The sequence below is a fragment of the Cylindrospermum sp. FACHB-282 genome (assembly GCF_014697195.1).
Lineage (GTDB): Bacteria > Cyanobacteriota > Cyanobacteriia > Cyanobacteriales > Nostocaceae > Cylindrospermum.
The window spans coordinates 32,772-49,245 of sequence record NZ_JACJRJ010000032.1; the positions used below are offsets into that span (position 1 = coordinate 32,772).

The 16,474-nt window shown below is 36.7% G+C and carries 13 protein-coding genes; all 13 read left to right on the plus strand.

Annotated features, from left to right (window positions below; all coding sequences use genetic code 11):
• The first annotated feature begins 97 nt into the window (after nucleotides 1–97).
• The 13 genes from H6G32_RS16945 to H6G32_RS17005 all read left to right on the plus strand — a co-directional run bounded on the left by H6G32_RS16945 (nucleotide 98) and on the right by H6G32_RS17005 (nucleotide 16,372).
• Nucleotides 98–3,376 carry a type 2 lanthipeptide synthetase LanM family protein gene (locus tag H6G32_RS16945; protein WP_190460360.1) on the plus strand — a complete coding sequence of 1,093 codons (3,279 nt, stop codon included), beginning with the start codon at nucleotides 98–100 and terminating at the stop codon, nucleotides 3,374–3,376.
• A 102-nt stretch (nucleotides 3,377–3,478) separates the two neighbouring features.
• On the plus strand, nucleotides 3,479–4,504 hold the full coding sequence (locus H6G32_RS16950; RefSeq protein ID WP_190460362.1) for an aldo/keto reductase: 1,026 nt from the start codon (nucleotides 3,479–3,481) through the stop codon (nucleotides 4,502–4,504).
• 216 nt (nucleotides 4,505–4,720) lie between these two features.
• The gene (locus H6G32_RS16955) at nucleotides 4,721–5,083 is read left to right on the plus strand and encodes an NHLP leader peptide family RiPP precursor (protein ID WP_190460364.1); all 363 of its coding nucleotides are present in this window, start codon (nucleotides 4,721–4,723) and stop codon (nucleotides 5,081–5,083) included.
• 213 nt (nucleotides 5,084–5,296) lie between these two features.
• Nucleotides 5,297–5,668: an NHLP leader peptide family RiPP precursor gene (locus H6G32_RS16960; protein WP_190460366.1), complete on the plus strand. Its 372-nt coding sequence runs from the start codon at nucleotides 5,297–5,299 to the stop codon at nucleotides 5,666–5,668.
• The gene (locus H6G32_RS16965; RefSeq protein WP_199328142.1) at nucleotides 5,665–6,036 is read left to right on the plus strand and encodes an NHLP leader peptide family RiPP precursor; all 372 of its coding nucleotides are present in this window, start codon (nucleotides 5,665–5,667) and stop codon (nucleotides 6,034–6,036) included. The genes H6G32_RS16960 and H6G32_RS16965 overlap by 4 nt, the downstream gene beginning before the upstream one ends.
• Before the next feature lie 35 nt (nucleotides 6,037–6,071).
• Nucleotides 6,072–6,449 carry an NHLP leader peptide family RiPP precursor gene (locus tag H6G32_RS16970; protein WP_190460368.1) on the plus strand — a complete coding sequence of 126 codons (378 nt, stop codon included), beginning with the start codon at nucleotides 6,072–6,074 and terminating at the stop codon, nucleotides 6,447–6,449.
• 35 nt (nucleotides 6,450–6,484) lie between these two features.
• The gene (locus tag H6G32_RS16975) at nucleotides 6,485–6,805 is read left to right on the plus strand and encodes an NHLP leader peptide family RiPP precursor (protein WP_190460373.1); all 321 of its coding nucleotides are present in this window, start codon (nucleotides 6,485–6,487) and stop codon (nucleotides 6,803–6,805) included.
• Nucleotides 6,806–7,006: 201 nt separating this feature from the next.
• Nucleotides 7,007–10,234: a type 2 lanthipeptide synthetase LanM family protein gene (locus H6G32_RS16980; protein ID WP_242046625.1), complete on the plus strand. Its 3,228-nt coding sequence runs from the start codon at nucleotides 7,007–7,009 to the stop codon at nucleotides 10,232–10,234.
• 327 nt (nucleotides 10,235–10,561) lie between these two features.
• Nucleotides 10,562–10,927, plus strand: coding sequence for an NHLP leader peptide family RiPP precursor (locus tag H6G32_RS16985; RefSeq protein ID WP_190460377.1), 366 nt, complete (start codon nucleotides 10,562–10,564; stop codon nucleotides 10,925–10,927).
• A 189-nt stretch (nucleotides 10,928–11,116) separates the two neighbouring features.
• Nucleotides 11,117–11,497 carry an NHLP leader peptide family RiPP precursor gene (locus tag H6G32_RS16990; protein WP_190460379.1) on the plus strand — a complete coding sequence of 127 codons (381 nt, stop codon included), beginning with the start codon at nucleotides 11,117–11,119 and terminating at the stop codon, nucleotides 11,495–11,497.
• Between the two features lie 198 nt (nucleotides 11,498–11,695).
• Nucleotides 11,696–12,094 carry an NHLP leader peptide family RiPP precursor gene (locus tag H6G32_RS16995; RefSeq protein ID WP_190460381.1) on the plus strand — a complete coding sequence of 133 codons (399 nt, stop codon included), beginning with the start codon at nucleotides 11,696–11,698 and terminating at the stop codon, nucleotides 12,092–12,094.
• 133 nt (nucleotides 12,095–12,227) lie between these two features.
• The gene (locus H6G32_RS17000) at nucleotides 12,228–12,617 is read left to right on the plus strand and encodes an NHLP leader peptide family RiPP precursor (RefSeq protein WP_190460383.1); all 390 of its coding nucleotides are present in this window, start codon (nucleotides 12,228–12,230) and stop codon (nucleotides 12,615–12,617) included.
• Nucleotides 12,618–13,042: 425 nt separating this feature from the next.
• Entirely contained in the window at nucleotides 13,043–16,372 is a 3,330-nt protein-coding gene (locus H6G32_RS17005) for a type 2 lanthipeptide synthetase LanM family protein (RefSeq protein ID WP_190460385.1), read from the plus strand.
• The last annotated feature ends 102 nt before the right edge of the window (nucleotides 16,373–16,474 follow it).

The window sequence follows — 16,474 nt, forward strand, 5'->3', positions numbered from 1 at the left end:
GCCCACAAGGGGCAAGGTGTGTACTTTTCCTCCTGCCTCCTGCCTCTTATAAAAGTATCAATTTAAACTTTGTACAACTTTAACCATCTTAACTAAAATGGGTAATAATAAGACAAATTTAGAATCAATTATTAGTAAAGCTAGCAGTTTGGCAGAGCATTTAGCAGGAAGATCACATCAATTTTTAATTACTAAGGATGAATTAAAAATTGATGAGCGTTTGCAAGATTGGTGTCAGGTCGTAGCTAAGGGTGATGGTGTCAAATTTAAAAAATATTTAGAATGGCGAGATTTAGATATTAATAAAATTCGAGTTTTATTAAACGACCATTATACAATTGAGGATGAATCTTATCCAAAATGGGCATTGACCTTGGAAAAAATAATTGACAAGGCTCAACAAATCTATGACAAGCAAGCAGTATTTGATTTTTATTTAGAAGATAACAATATACCATTTATACCTTTTTATCTTCCACTTGTAGAAGTAGGGATGGAATTGCTTTTAGATTTAGTGGGCGAGAAAATTAGTTTGTTAGAAAAAACTGCTAAATTAGAATTAAAGCATAGCCTTTTGAAAATATTGGACGAATTATGCGTTTCTACCTTGATAAGTGAGTTTGATAAATTCCGTTCATCAGATAATGATAGTAAAAATAATTTATTGTATTATTATGTAATTGGTCTTAACAAGCATAGACATAGATACAATGAATTTATTCAAAATCTATTTAGGGATGGTTTATATTCACTGTTTTCTGAGTATAGTGTTTTAGGGAAGTTAATAGGAACTGTAATTAATTATTGGGTGGAAGCAAAATCGGAATTTATCCACCATCTATCCCAAGACTGGTCTGATATTGAAAGGTGCTTTTCTCCAGACGGTAAAATCAACAAAGTAGTCAAATTTGCAGGAAACTTATCAGATACTCATAATCAAGGAAAAACGGTAATTTGTCTCACATTTGATACAGGGATGAAACTAATATATAAACCTAGAAGCCTGAGTTTAGATACTGCTTTTTATAAGTTTCAAGACTGGTGTAATCAATATAGTGGATTACTAGATTTAAAAACTCTTAAACTTCTTAGTCATTCTAACTATGGTTGGGTAGAATATGTAGAATCATTGCCTTGTGAAACTGAGGAATCCGTCAGATTTTTTTACATAAGAGTTGGGATGCTCTTGTGTATTGCTTACATCTTAAATGGAAATGACTTTCACTATGAAAATTTAATTGCTCATGGGGATCAGCCAGTGCTGATAGATTTAGAGACTCTGATGACTCAGGATGCCATGATCACAAACCTGTCTCAGAAGAAATCTACACTAAATATAGCCAATATGTATTTAATGGAATCAGTATTGCAGACATTTATACTACCAAGACGTGGTTTATCTGATGCTGATGAGCAAAACTATGATGCTGGTGGTTTAGGAGGAAAAGAAGAGCAAACTTATGAATATATTCCTAATTATTTAAATATTAATACTGATGGTATGTGTTTAACATATACAGCATCTGAGCAACCAAGATATAATGTGCCAAAGCTAGCAGGAAATTCTTGTATAGCGAAGGAATATTTGGCTGAGGTAGTGGTGGGATTTGAGCAGATGTATAGGTTCTTGCTTAGTAAGCGAAATGTTTTGTTAGGCTCTGATAGTCCAATCGTCGATATGGTTGGACAGAAAGTAAGATATCTATTTCGTGCTACTAAAGTTTATGCGTGGACTCTCAAGGACTCCTGGCGACCACATTTGCTGAGAAGTGGATTAGATCGCAGTATTGCTTTGGAGATTTTGAGTAGAGCCTTTCTAACTTCAGATGAAAAGCCACTATATTGGCCGATGTTAGAGGCTGAATTGCAAGGGATGGATGAGGACTTGGATATTCCTTATTTTTGCATTGATTCATCTAGTAGAGATTTGTCTCTATCTACAGGTACGGTTATCCAAAATCAGTTTGAGAAATCTAGTTTTGACAATTTGATAGCGCGAATCAATAAAATAAGTGAAGAAGATTTAGCACAACAAATAGATATTATTCAAAAATCTTTTTATGGACGGTTTAATAAAGAACCACAACAAAACTGTGAGGAGACAAAAATAGATACAACACAAGTTTTATCAGAAGATAAATCTGCGATCGCAACACAGTTATTAGAGCAGGCGATTATTATTGGACAAGAATTGCAGCAACGAGCTATTTACACTGATAATGATAACATTATTTGGAGTGGTTTAAGATATACACCTAAACATCAAGATTTTAATGTTGGGCTTTTAGGCTACAATCTATACGATGGCATGATTGGTTTAGCGCTGTTTTTTGCAGGTTTGTTCAGAGTTACAAAAGATGTGCAGTGGCAAAAATTAGTTGTAAAATCATTGCAACCATATCACCAACTTATACTGGAAGATTTAAATAGTGTAGAAAAGATTAATCGGTTTATTACCCAAGAGTCTGCTCATGGATTGAGAGGGATAGCTGCTAATATTTATGCTCTCATCAAGATTAGTCAATTACTGGAAAATCCTGGATTATTAGAGATTGCCAGAAAAATAGCTACCTGGATAACCATAGATGCAATCAATGCCGACGAGAAATTCAACATTCTGGAAGGATCAGCAGGTACACTACTGAGTCTTCTAGAATTGTATGAAATTGAGACAGATGAGCAATCAACAGCATCGCCATTATTAAAAAAAGCGATCGCCTGTGGTGAACATCTGCTTCAGCATCAAACTAGTATTGATAATCTGCCTAAAGCTTGGCAAAACTGGCAAGATAAACAACTAACAGGGTTTTCTCAAGGTACTGCGGGAATCGCCTACGCCTTATTGCGTTTATTTGCAGTGACCCAAGATGAACGATTCCTAGCGGGAGCAAGTGAGGCAATTTCTTATGAACAGAGACATTTTTCAGATGAATTTCACAATTGGCCTGATTTAAGAGCGGAAAACCCTTGCTTTCGAGTTAGTTTTTCTCAAGGTGCGCCTGGTATAGCTCTAGGACGTTTGGGTGGTCTATCTATCCGCAATAACGAACAAATGGATAAAGATATTGAGATAGCCTTAGAAACAACGCAAAGATATATTCTAGGTGATGTAGATAATCTATGCTGGGGAAATTTTGGTCGCTTAGAAACTTTATTAGTGGCTGCCAAAAGACTAGACCGTTTAGAGCTTTTAGAATTTGTCCAAGGGGTAGCTAGACACATAACTAACCAAGCTAAAGTCAGAGGAACATTTATTTTTTCATCAAATTTCAAAGCTTACGACCCAGGCTTTTTTCATGGTAGTACTGGCATTGGTTACCAACTATTAAGAATTGCATATCCTGACTTGTTGCCTTCAATTTTGCTATGGGAGTAATAACCTGCGATTCACGCTGATGCTTGTGCTCTGTTCTATGATCCTGACTCTTTCACCTATGGTGAACTTAATCCCCTGTTAAACCAATCAAAAATAAAGTTTATGAATCAGGTAAGTTCTGTAGTTAAATCTGATAGTAGTTTATCTAGTGAAAGTAATTTTCATTCACCAAAATATCCTCTTCCTTTTTATCGCCAACTAGGGCGTACTGATTTAACTGTTAGTTGTTTGGGAATTGGTGGTGGTGGTGGTATTTCGAGCGAAGATACACTCTATGCTTTTGACCAAGGAATTAACACTTTTTTCTATTCCAGTGATTTGCATCATTTTATTTATCAAAATATGGCGGGTGGTTTGCGCCAACTCTGTGGACGGGGTTCTGCGGTACGGGAGAAAGTAGTTTTAGCAACAGTTACATATATTAAAAGTCCAGAAGCCTTAGTTGGTACTCTTTATGATCAATTTGAAGAATTGGGAATTGATTACATTGACATATTAATGTGGGGCTGGGTTGGCAATGATGATCGTGCAGTCTTTAAAAATTGCTTAGATTCTTCTCCTCATCTACGAGGGCCAGATACGATTTATCAGAGATATATAGAAGAAATGTTTGGTGCATCTGAACGCCTAAAGAAGATGGGGGCTGTTCGCTATATTGGTGCTTCATTTCATAATCTTGATTATGCTCAAGAACACTTAAATAATCCTCTTTTAGATGTAGTAATGGTCAGGCATAATGCAGCCCACCGAACAGCACAGAAAAAGATATTTGCCAATTTAGAACCGCAAGATCCACAACGCCCCGGAGTTTTTACATTTAAGTCAATGGCCTCTCATTCAGCTCCTCTTTGCATAGCGCATCCGAGTCTACCAGAGTGGTGTTGGCGACCTGACATACCTGATTTTTATCGCTATACTCTATCACAAAATTGTGTAGATGTAGCGATAGCTGGAGTTACAAACCGAGCAGAAATTGATGCGGCGATCGCCGCAATGCAGAAAGGAAAACTCTCCCCTGCTGAGATTAATTATCTCAATCTCTACGCTGACATAATTCGGTATGATGTTAACTTTCAGAAATTACCCCCTAAGCTATTACTTCAGCTACTTCGCCAACCACAAACTTAGTATAGATTACTGAAAATATCTTGCACAATTAAAACTTAAGTATAGCAATGCCTACCATATCATGGTATGGGCATTGCTATGTGCATTGAAAAAATGTCCTATCAATAATATAAATAATATAAAAAGACCTACAAATATAGCATTGTAATAAAGTTTTTGATTTTATATATTGACAATATAAACAGATTACAAATAGCCAAATCAAGTCTGAAAACTATGTCATTCCATGAAGTATTCCAACCTCAAAAGTTAGAGGAGAAAATCATTGCTAAAGCCATGGAAGACCCAACTTACAAGCAATGTTTAATAAGTAATCCCAAAGCAGTAATAGAAAAAGAGTTGGGGGAAAAACTTGCAGATGATTTGATCATTGAAGTAATACAACAAAGTCCGAAGCATCTTTATCTGCTGTTGCCAGCAGAAATTGATGAGTTAGTGGCAGCAGGAATAATTTCCGAGTCAGAATTAAACTCTGTAGCAGGAGGTGTTATCCCACTAGTCAGTGCAATTTCCTGGGGAATTGCCACTACTATTGGTCGATATACTTACGACTTATATAACGCTAACAAGAAAAAATAGTGGTTTTTTCACCTCTTTTATCGTGATTGAGGATAGTACGCTTTCTGAAACAGAATTAGAAGCTGTAGCTGGATGTTCGTTATTCACAGTATTAGGATATGGCGTGGCATATACCGTGACTGATACGGCATCTCGATATGTTTACGAGAAGGTAAAAAAACACTTTCCAGGTCTATGAAAAGAACAAGCATACAAATTACTTGAGAAACAATCATGACTACAAATTCTGAAGAATTAACCCCTCAAACACTAGAGGAAAGAATCATTGCTAAAGCAATAGAAGATCCGGCTTACAAGCAACGGTTGTTGAGTGATGCTAAAGCAGTTCTGCAAGAAGAGTTGGATGCAAGCTTACCTGATGATTTGACAGTTCAAGTTTTACAACAGAGTCCAAAGCATCTTTATTTGTTATTACCAATGGATATTGATGAATTGGTGCGTAATAGTACGCTTTTTGAAGCAGAACTAGAAGCTGTAGCTGGAGGCTCATTGGTTCAAATAGGAACTTATCTAGCTACAGTACTGAGTACAGATTACGCGTACAAAAAGGCAACACCTTATATTTCAGTTGTTTATAGATCATGACTAGTTTTGAAGAATTAAACTCTCAAACACTAGAAGAAAAAATCATTGCTAAAGCTATAGAAGACCCGGCTTACAAGCAACGGTTGTTGAGTGATGCTAAAGCAGTTCTGCAAGAAGAGTTGGGTGCAAGCTTACCTGATGATTTGACAGTTCAAGTTTTACAACAGAGTCCAAAGCATCTTTATTTGTTATTGCCAACCGATATTGATGAATTGGTACGTAACGGTACGCTTTCTGAAACAGAACTAGAAGCTGTAGCTGGAGGTTCGTTATTGACAGTATTGGGATATGGCGTGGCACATAGCGTGATTAATACGGCATTTCGATATGCTTACGAGAACGGAAAAAAATACCTTCCAGGTCTATGAAAAGAACAAGCATACAAATTACTTGAGAAACAATCATGACTACAAATTCTGAAGAATTAACCCCTCAAACACTAGAGGAAAGAATCATTGCTAAAGCTATAGAAGACCCGGCTTACAAGCAACGGTTGTTGAGCGATGCTAAAGCAGTTCTGCAAGAAGAGTTGGGTGCAAGCTTATCTGATGATTTGACAGTTCAAGTTTTACAACAGAGTCCAAAGCATCTTTATTTGTTATTGCCAATGGATATTGATGAATTGGTACGTAACGGTACGCTTTCTGAAACAGAACTAGAAGCTGTAGCTGGAGGTTCAGTATTTTTATCTGCACTGGGAGCTGGCTTAGTATATTCTGTGGCTGATACGGTAGCTAGATATATTTACGAGAAGGGAAAAAAATACCTTCCAGGTCTATGAAAGTAACAAGCATACAAATTACTTGAGAAACAATCATGACTACAAATTCTGAAGAATTAACCCCTCAAACACTAGAGGAAAGAATCATTGCTAAAGCAATAGAAGATCCGGCTTACAAGCAACGGTTGTTGAGTGATGCTAAAGCAGTTCTGCAAGAAGAGTTGGATGCAAGCTTACCTGATGATTTGACAGTTCAAGTTTTACAACAGAGTCCAAAGCATCTTTATTTGTTATTACCAATAGATATTGATAAATTGGTGCGTAATGGTTCGCTTTCTGAAGCAGAATTAGATGCAGTAGCTGGAGGTTTGAGATATATAGCTACACTCTATAAAGCATATAAACACTTGACCTAAATAACACAAATACTCACGAGTATAGAGTTTCCCAATGAGTGATTAGGAAACTCTATCTATATGAGTCAATATTAATTGGGTTTAAGTCTCCTACTATATCGCCGTTATCTGACAACTGAAAAGCTATTTATATATTTTAATAGTTATAAATATATGAGCATATTACCCGAATATTTAATTGATCTTGTTGAAAGATCCAGTATGATAGCTGAACGTCTTAGCCCTCAGTTTACAGTAAATGATAATGCACCACAATTTGAAAATTTAGTAAGTTCTAGACTGGAAACATGGTGTGAATATGTTGCTAAAGGGGATATTAAAAAGTTTGAAAGGCGTCTTTTATTGGATGGCTTAAATTGGGAAACTGTAAAACTGGCTATTGCACCTGTTTGTTTAGTTGACAAAATCAATTTACCCGCTTGGACAAAGACATTACATGAGTCGATTCAAGCTGCTACAGTCGCTTCTGGACAAGAGGCTATCTATGGCTGTATTGACCCAGAAGTACCAATTCCGTTTGAGGAACTATTTTTACCTTTTATTTATCTTGCTAGACAAAGATTAGTTACTCGTACAGGCAGTAATTATTATCTGCTTTCAGATGATGCTCACAATATGCTAGAGCGTAGTTTACTCAGTGCATTATCGAATCTGGGTGCATCTGTTGCGGAGTTAAAATTTTCCAGCTTTCGAGCTGTAAGAGAATCTCCTTTAGCTTATATATTTAAACAATCGCAAAATATTGTCAATCGGGATTTATATAAAACATTTATTAATCAGATGCTGCATCAGGGAGGACTTGTAGATTTATATCGAGAATACCCTGTATTAGCAAGGCTAATTGCTGCTAAAACTGACTTTTGGGTTGATGCAATTGAAGAATTTATTACTCACTTAGCAGCAGATTATGCTGAAATTCAACAAGTATTTCAGCCAGAAACGGAATCAGGTCAAGTTATATCGGTTAAATGTGATCTTTCAGATGCTCATAACAATCACCATACTGTAATTATCATCACTTTTGCTTCTGGTTTAAAAGTGGTGTATAAACCAAAAAGTTTGGAAATAGATCAAGCATTCTTCAATTTATTGTCTTGGATTAACGAAGAGGGAATTGATTTACCCTTTAAATCTCTCAAGGTGCTAAATCGCTGCGATCATGGATGGGTTGAGTTTGTACCTACTTTACCTTGCAAGGATGAGCCAGCTATTGAGCGTTATTATCAGCGAATTGGAATGTTGCTAGGTTTGCTATATGTTCTCAAGGGTAATGACTGTCATTATCAAAATTTGATAGCTTGTGGTGAACATCCAATTCTGATAGATTTAGAGACGCTTATACATCCTATAATGAAAGAAGAAGGAGAATCTGAGAAAAAACTCAATGCCCTCAATTTAGCATCTGATTTTCTGCACAAGAATTCTGTATTGGCTACCCATCTTTTACCACAGTGGAATCCATTATTAGATGGGAAATTAGTGTATGATTTGAGCCCTCTGGGAATAAATGAACAACAAAATTCTGAATATGAGCAACCGATTTTTTTGAATATTAATACCGATAAAATGTGCATTAAGCATGAATCGGTTCAAATTGCAAAAGGTGATAACCATCTGCCAAGGATAGACGGCTGCGTTATCTCACCAAGTGAGTATATAGAAGATGTTGTAGCAGGATTTGAAAAAATCTACTGTTTTCTCATTAATCATCGAGAATGCCTGGTAGGAAATAATAGTCCGTTATCACGATTTAGTCATCAGCGAATTCGATATCTTTTTCGGGCAACGCAGATTTATGCTTCTGTGCTAGCGAATGCACTTAGACCTGAATGCTTGAAAGACGGCATTGATTATAGTATTAGGATTGATGTTCTCAGCCTACCTTTTTTGGCAGGGGAGAAAAAATCATTATTTTGGCCTTTATTACGTGAAGAACTGCGCTCAATGGCACAGATGGATATTCCTTATTTGAGCGCGTTTACAGATCAAGGAGAGTTATTTGGTGGCTTATCAAGCATACCCTTTGCGGATTGTTTAATACCTAGTTATCCAGAAGTTCTGACTAAATTGCAAACACTTAGTCAAGAGGACTTGACTCTTCAGATAGAGGTAATTCGAGCTACATTTAGTGCTAGTGTGGCGAATAATTTAGAAGGTGCTTTGTCTAACTGTGTGGCAGTAACAAAGCCAAGTCCCCAAAATACTGCACCATTAACTCAGGAATTATGTATACAAGAGGCGATCGCGATCGCTAATCAAATTCAACAACGCGCAATTCGTGCTGAGGATGGTAGTGCTGCTTGGATTGGCTTGGGATATATGCCAAAAGTTGAGCGATTTAGCACTCAAGCACTAGGATATAGTTTGTATGATGGTAATTGTGGTATATCTCTATTTTTGGCAGCACTGTGGACAGTGACAAAAGATGAGCAATATCGTCAACTAGCTCTAGATTCCTTAATCCCATTACGCCAATTTGTGCATAGTTCTCCGCCCGCAACCCAAGAAAAACTGATTCAGTATATTAATATTGGGGCGGGGATAGGATTAGGTTCGATGCTCTATGGTCTGGTGCAGATTAGCAAACTCCTAAATGAACCGACTTTGTTAGAAGATGCTCAACAACTCACCAGTCTACTCACACCCAAAACCATTGCTAAGGATCAAGAGTTAGTTTTAATTTCCGGATCTGCTGGTGCAATTTTAGGATTACTGAGCTTATATCAAGCTACTGGCGATGCAATGTGTTTAGAGCTAGCTGTCAAGAGTGGTCATCATATCTTCAGCCAGGGACTTGATAGCAGCGTGGGAGTGAAAACTTGGGAAACTACAGGGAAAAGACTCTTAGCGGGGTTTGCTCATGGAGCGGCTGGCATTGCCTATGCTTTGTTGAGGCTATACGATATCACCTTAGAGACTAATTTTCTCATGGGTGCAAAAGCAGCGATCGCCTATGAACGCAGTCTGTTTGTACCTGAGGTTGGTAATTGGATGGATTTAAGAACTCCTGATAACTCTTTTATGAGTGGTTGGAGTCATGGAGCGGCTGGTATTGCTTTAGCTCGCTTGGGTAGTCTCTCCATCTTTAATGATGAGCCAATTGCTCAAGAGATAGAGATTGCTTTAAATACAACCCAAAAAACTAGTTTTGATAGAGTTGATCGTCTTGATTGTGGTAACTTTGGCATCATTGATATTCTCTTAGAAGCATCTCGTCAGTTATCGCAGCCAAATTTGTTGCATGATGCTCAACAACGAGCTTCCTGGGTAGTGAATAGAGCGCGAAATCAAGGCTCTTTTTACCTGTTTTCTAGACAGCAGCAGGATATTTACAATCCTAGTTTTTTCAACGGTGTCGCTGGTATTGGTTACGGATTATTGAGACTTAACTATCCAGAATTATTACCCTCAGTTTTATTATTTGCATAAACTAACTATAACTTTTTTAATTTAAATCCTGATTTTCCACGTTATTTACGAAAATCCACCCTTAACATAACCCCCTTCCTTACTAGACTAGGTAGGGAAGGAGGTTATTTGTAACCAATTAGCAATTATGTTTTATAATAAGTATTTAAACATCTTTTAGAGTTTAATTTAAATAATTTATTGGTAATAACCATTATTTTATTAAATCTATAAAAACTAGAATGATAACTATAAAAAAAGCATAGTAATTATCAATCAATTCTAATATTATTTAACTGTAAGGAAACAAATAATTCCTGAGTCAAATTTCTAAAAAAAATGGAAACAATGAGCGAACAGACACCAGAAATTAATCAAGAAAATCTCGAAGCTAAAATCATTGCTAGAGCTTGGAAAAGTGAGGAATATAAACAAGAGCTACTCAACGATCCCAAGGCAGTGATAGAACGGGAATTTAATATCCAAATCCCAGAAGAAGTAACTGTACAAATTTTAGAAGAAACCCCCACCAATTTGTACTTTGTTATGCCAATGCGCCCAGTGATTCCAGAAGCAGATTTAGACAATATATCTGAGGAGGAACTGCAAGCGATCGCCGGTGGTATTGCCGGTAAAATAGAGTTCTCGAAAGGAGCGATAGCCGGTATAGTAGCAGTAAGTTATGACCAGTGGAGAAAGTACAATAATCTATAAGCTATTGCGCTTTTAAATTACATAGTCACTCATGCGGTTCGTTGACTACTAGCAGTTAACACTAAAAGATATGTAAGTTAAATGTGTGACAGCTTAATCATTTCTAAGTCATTCTTTGAGGGCTTAGAAGATGTTTCAAAAAGTCAATCTGCAACCAAGAAAAATTCAATCAAACCAAGGAAAAAGAAAATGAGCGAACAAACGCCAGAAATTAATCAAGAAAATCTCGAAGCTAAAATTATTGCTAGAGCTTGGAAAAGTGAGGAATATAAACAAGAGCTACTCAACAATCCCAAGGCGGTGATAGAACGGGAATTTGATATCCAAATCCCAGAAGAAGTAACTGTACAAATTTTAGAAGAAACCCCCACCAATCTGTACTTTGTTCTGCCAATGCGCCCGGAAATTACTGATGGTAATTTAGCAGAAATATCTGAAAAAGAATTAACATCTATTGCTGGTGGTGTTGTTTCAGCAATGGCATCGAAGGTACATAAACTACTCTCTACAATATGGGGTTCATCAACCGTAATTGGAGGTTACATTGCAGGTCAAATTGGGTCGAAATAAAAGTGTTTCTTCATTCGTAAGGGTATTAATAAGCCCAACAACTTATCATCGTCTAAGCACCTGAATTAATGGTATGAGCCAAAACTAACTATATAAAGATGCCACTGCTCGCATTTTTACATAATAGTTATCAACACAAATCACCTTTAATCACTTCTCAAACCACCTCTAATCATAATCAAACCAAAGAGAAAGAAAATGAGCGAACAAACACCAGAAATTAATCAAGAGAATCTCGAAGCTAAAATCATTGCTAGAGCTTGGAAAAGTGAGGAATATAAACAAGAGTTACTCAACAATCCCAAGGCGGTGATAGAACGGGAATTTAATATCCAAATTCCAGAAGGAGTAACTGTACAAATTTTAGAAGAAACCCCTACCAATTTGTACTTTGTTATGCCAATACGCCCACAGATTGATGATCGTAATTTGGCAGAAATTTCTGATGAAGAATTAGCATCTATTGCTGGTGGAAACATTTATAACGCGATTATCAATGGGGTTTCACTGGTTGCAAAATATTCTGTTGGAAGATATACTGCTACTGGACTAAGCGCCTATAGTATTAGCTATGGTATTGGAAGCGGAGGCAAGTAAACTAATAGTGTAAGCCAAAACTATTATGTAAAAATGCAATTGTTAGCATCTTTACATAATAGTCATAAATGCTAATAACCCTTAATCACTTCTCAAACTACCTCTAATCATAATCAAACTAAAGAGAAAGAAAATGAGCGAACAAAAACCAGAAATTAATCAAGAAAATCTCGAAGCTAAAATCATTGCTAGAGCTTGGAAAAGCGAGGAATATAAACAAGAGCTACTCAACAATCCTAAGGCGGTGATAGAACGGGAATTTAATATCCAAATTCCAGAAGGAGTAACTGTACAAATTTTAGAAGAAACCCCCACCAATTTGTACTTTGTTATGCCAATGCGCCCGCAGATTGATGATCGTAATTTAGCAGAAATTTCTGATGAAGAATTAGCATCTATTGCTGGTGGCAATCCTTATGCTTATATGTCAGCGCAACTTACGAAATACCCTGCAGCAAAATATAGTTTGGCTGGAGTTGTTAACGCGTTTGCTGGCTTTTCTATTGGATTCACAGGTAAGTAACTAAACTAATAGTGTAAGCCAAAACTATTATGTAAAGATGCAAATGCTCGCATCTTTACATAATATTCGTAAACACTAATAACCCTTAACCAAATTCTATTGAAGCATCAGCTTTTTTCTAGTTTTATTGAACCTAACAACTTAGCTTAGACCAATACTACAAAGCGAAAAGCAAATGTCAAAATGTCTCTGCTCGCATTTTTACATAATAGTCATAAATACTAATAACCCTTAACCCAATCCTATTGAGGTATCAGAGTTTTTCTAGTTTTATTGAACCTAACAACTTAGCTTAGACTAATACCACAAAGTGAAAAGCAAATGTCAAAATGTCTATAGATAAAAGCTTTAGCTTGTTTGAAATAGTAGATTGATTTACGCCACTCTTAGCCACTATATAATCCGCTACACCAAAAAGGTATAACATGAAAAATCAAACAACTTTGGAAAAGTTAGCAGTTAATCATCAGGATAAAATAAATACACAAGACCTGATAAAAATTGTTGAAAAATCTAGCACCATTTGGGAACGACTAGGTGAAAATTTTGTTCCCCAAGACTCTGAAACAAATCAAGAATTAATCAATTCGCGATTAGAAAAATGGTGTCAACTTGTAGCCAAAGGAGACCAGCAAAAATTTAGCCAACGTCTGGCTTGGGACAATCTAGATATTAATACTGTTCGTTCTGCTTTAGGGAAGGCTAATCTGGTAGATACGGTTGAACTACCAAATTGGATTGACACCTTAAGACAAGCAATGGTAGTTGCTGGCTCTATTGCTCTGGAAGTTTTTGCAGAGACAGATATACAAAAATACCCATATATACATAATCAGAAACCAGTCCCATTTCAAGAAATATTTATACCCTTTATCGAGACAGCAAGAAAAAAATTAATTGCTCGTTTAGGTGCTAACTACCAATTCTTATCAGCTGATGTTCACACTCAACTAGAGCGTGATCTTCTCCAGAGATTAAAGGATATTTTGTTAGAATGTTTAAATATTGAATTTACATTATTTCGCTCTTATCGTAGTTCTCAACTCAGCCATCTTATCCAAAAATTGCAAGGAAGTTTTTCTAGATACAAGTATCAGGATTTTGTCCAACAATTACTTAGCAATCGGTTATTATCCTTTTTTCAAAATTATAGTGTTGCTGCTAGATTAGCTGCGACGGTCACAGATTTGTGGGTAGAAAATGTAGAAGAATTTATCCTAAGATTAACATCAGAGTGGGGCAAAATTCAACAAAAATTTTCCCAAGATAGAGAATTAGGACAAGTAGTTAATATTGAAGCTGGACTTTCCGATCCTCATAATCGTGGGCGTTCAGTGATGATAATTAAATTTGCCTCTGAATTAAAGCTAGTTTACAAACCTAAAGACTTAGGTTTAGAACAGGCTTATTTTGATTTTCTGGGCTGGATAAATCAACAACGAATGACTCTACCCCTGAAATTATTGACAGTTCTCAATTATTCTACTCACGGTTGGATTGAGTTTGTCGAGGCTTTACCTTGTGAAAACCAACAAGCAGTTAACCACTATTATCACCGTGCAGGAATGCTGCTATGTATTGCGTATATTTTAAGAGGAACAGACTTTCATAATGAAAACATCATTGCATCTGGAGAACAACCAGTTCTGATAGATTTAGAAACCCTCTTAAATCCCGAATTCACACCAGAAAAAATTGATGCTGCTAAACTTAAATTAACATACAAATTAGTTGAATCAGTGACTGCTACAGCTCTATTACCAGGCGCATCTATTGGTCTTGGGCAAACGATAAAGATAGCCATAGATGTAGCTGGACTTAGGGATATAAATGAAGACATTACTCACCTCATACAACTGGTATGGAATCATATTAATACAGATGGTATGGTAATGGAGGTGGAGACAAAGACCAGTAAAGAGGTAAAAGATACTAGAAACCAACCTTTTGGTGATGCTCTTGATACATCACTGAAAAACCATCATCAAGAATTAATAGATGGTTTTCAACAAATGTATCACTTTTTTATCCAACATCAAGAGACTATATTAGCAGAGGATAGCCTCATCAAGTTATTTAAACATCAAAAATTACGTATTATCTTGCGTCATACACAACTTTATTTTAATATATTAGCCAATTCCTTACATCATGAATGTCTTCGAGATGGTGTAGAGCGTAGCATTCAGTTAGATATCCTCAGCAAAGGATTGATATTTTTACCAGAGGAGCAACGTCTTTCATGGTCAGCAATATTATCAGAAAAACAGGCTTTAGAACAGTTAGATATTCCCTATGCCAGTGGAAATTCTGACGCGAAGGATCTCACCATCAATTTAGAAACAACTATTGAGGATTTCTTCCCAGATTATCCTTATGACAGCATGATTGCTCGTTGTCAACAACTGAGTGATGAAAATTTAGCCGAGCAGACTAAGATTATTCAGGCTGCACTCTACTCAAATCTGAGTGCAGGTGATTTGAGTCGTTTAATAGCAGAGAACCCAAATCTGAATATTAGTACAAACACAGTTGTTCCTTTAACAGAGGATACTATCTTACAAAAGGCCATCAACATTGGTCGAGAAATCCAGCAGCAAGCGGTTCATGGTACTAAACAAGATGCTGCATGGGTGGGAATGAACTATAAGACTGATCTTCGCAGATTTACACTAATCCCCCTCGAAAACAGTTTATATAATGGTAATTGTGGCATAGCTCTATTTTTGGCAGCATTAGCAAATGTCACCAACCAGTCAGAATTTAGGGAATTAGCACTAGCATCTATATCCGCATTACGCCAAAACTTATCAGAAAAAGACCCATATTTCAAAGAAGTTCTCACTAGAAATATGGGAATTGGTGGTGTTCAAGGTCTAGCTTCTATCGTCTATGCTTGGGTACAAATTGGCAAGTTGTTAGGTGAAGCAAAGTTAATTGATGATGCTAAAGAAATAGCCTCATGGATGACAGTAGATGCAACTGCTGAAAAACAAGCACCTGGAATTTTGAATGGTACTGCTGGGATTATTCTGAGCTTATTAGCTTTATATGCAGTTACTAAAGAACCAAAAACTTTAGTACAAGCGACTACCTGGGGTCAACATTTATTAGATTTACGGGTGAATACAGATATTGGCGAGCAAGTATGGATGAACTCTCATGAAGAACCAGAACCATTAATCGGATTCTCTGAAGGTGTAGCGGGGATTGCCTATGCTTTATTACGCTTGTATGCAGCCACTCAAAACTCCATCTTTTTATCAGCAGCGCAAGAAGCTATTAGCTACGAGCAAAAATATTTAACTAGTAAAGGTAATTTACCCGCTAGCGACATCTTTTCATCTATTAATAGTTGGTGTCATGGCTTCCCCGGAATTACTCTTGGTCGTCTAGGAGGTTTAAATACTCTCGATACAAATGAGATTCGACAAGAGATAGAAGCCAACTTGTCAGAAATCCTCAAATCACAACTAGAACCATTAGATAACCTTTCCTGTGGTAATTTTGGACATCTAGAAGTGTTGCTGATTGCATCTGAACAATTAAATCGTCCAGAACTACTAGAAACGGCAAGCCAAAAGATAGCTTTAGCCTTGCACAGAAGTCAACAACTTGGTACTTTCCAACTGCTGCCTAATCTATCCCCAGAGATTGATAATCCAGGCTTTTGTCAAGGAACGGCTGGTATTGGCTATGAGTTGTTGAGATTGCTATATCCTCAACGATTACCATCTGTCTTGTTATGGGATTGAGTTAGATAGAGGGGGAGTATTAGTGCGATTCGTTGTGTGCTGAATCTCGGTAAACAGCCCGCACATAACCACACAACCAAGATAGTGGTAAGAAAGTAGTGA

Coding starts and splice junctions, on each gene's coding strand:
- H6G32_RS17000 (WP_190460383.1), top strand. CDS start 12,228: ATGAGCGAACAAAAACCAGAAATTAATCAAGAAAATCTCGAAGCTAAA.
- H6G32_RS16980 (WP_242046625.1), top strand. CDS start 7,007: ATGATAGCTGAACGTCTTAGCCCTCAGTTTACAGTAAATGATAATGCA.
- H6G32_RS16960 (WP_190460366.1), top strand. CDS start 5,297: ATGACTACAAATTCTGAAGAATTAACCCCTCAAACACTAGAGGAAAGA.
- H6G32_RS16950 (WP_190460362.1), top strand. CDS start 3,479: ATGAATCAGGTAAGTTCTGTAGTTAAATCTGATAGTAGTTTATCTAGT.
- H6G32_RS16990 (WP_190460379.1), top strand. CDS start 11,117: ATGAGCGAACAAACGCCAGAAATTAATCAAGAAAATCTCGAAGCTAAA.
- H6G32_RS16965 (WP_199328142.1), top strand. CDS start 5,665: ATGACTAGTTTTGAAGAATTAAACTCTCAAACACTAGAAGAAAAAATC.
- H6G32_RS16955 (WP_190460364.1), top strand. CDS start 4,721: ATGTCATTCCATGAAGTATTCCAACCTCAAAAGTTAGAGGAGAAAATC.
- H6G32_RS16975 (WP_190460373.1), top strand. CDS start 6,485: ATGACTACAAATTCTGAAGAATTAACCCCTCAAACACTAGAGGAAAGA.
- H6G32_RS16985 (WP_190460377.1), top strand. CDS start 10,562: ATGAGCGAACAGACACCAGAAATTAATCAAGAAAATCTCGAAGCTAAA.
- H6G32_RS16995 (WP_190460381.1), top strand. CDS start 11,696: ATGAGCGAACAAACACCAGAAATTAATCAAGAGAATCTCGAAGCTAAA.
- H6G32_RS16945 (WP_190460360.1), top strand. CDS start 98: ATGGGTAATAATAAGACAAATTTAGAATCAATTATTAGTAAAGCTAGC.
- H6G32_RS17005 (WP_190460385.1), top strand. CDS start 13,043: ATGAAAAATCAAACAACTTTGGAAAAGTTAGCAGTTAATCATCAGGAT.
- H6G32_RS16970 (WP_190460368.1), top strand. CDS start 6,072: ATGACTACAAATTCTGAAGAATTAACCCCTCAAACACTAGAGGAAAGA.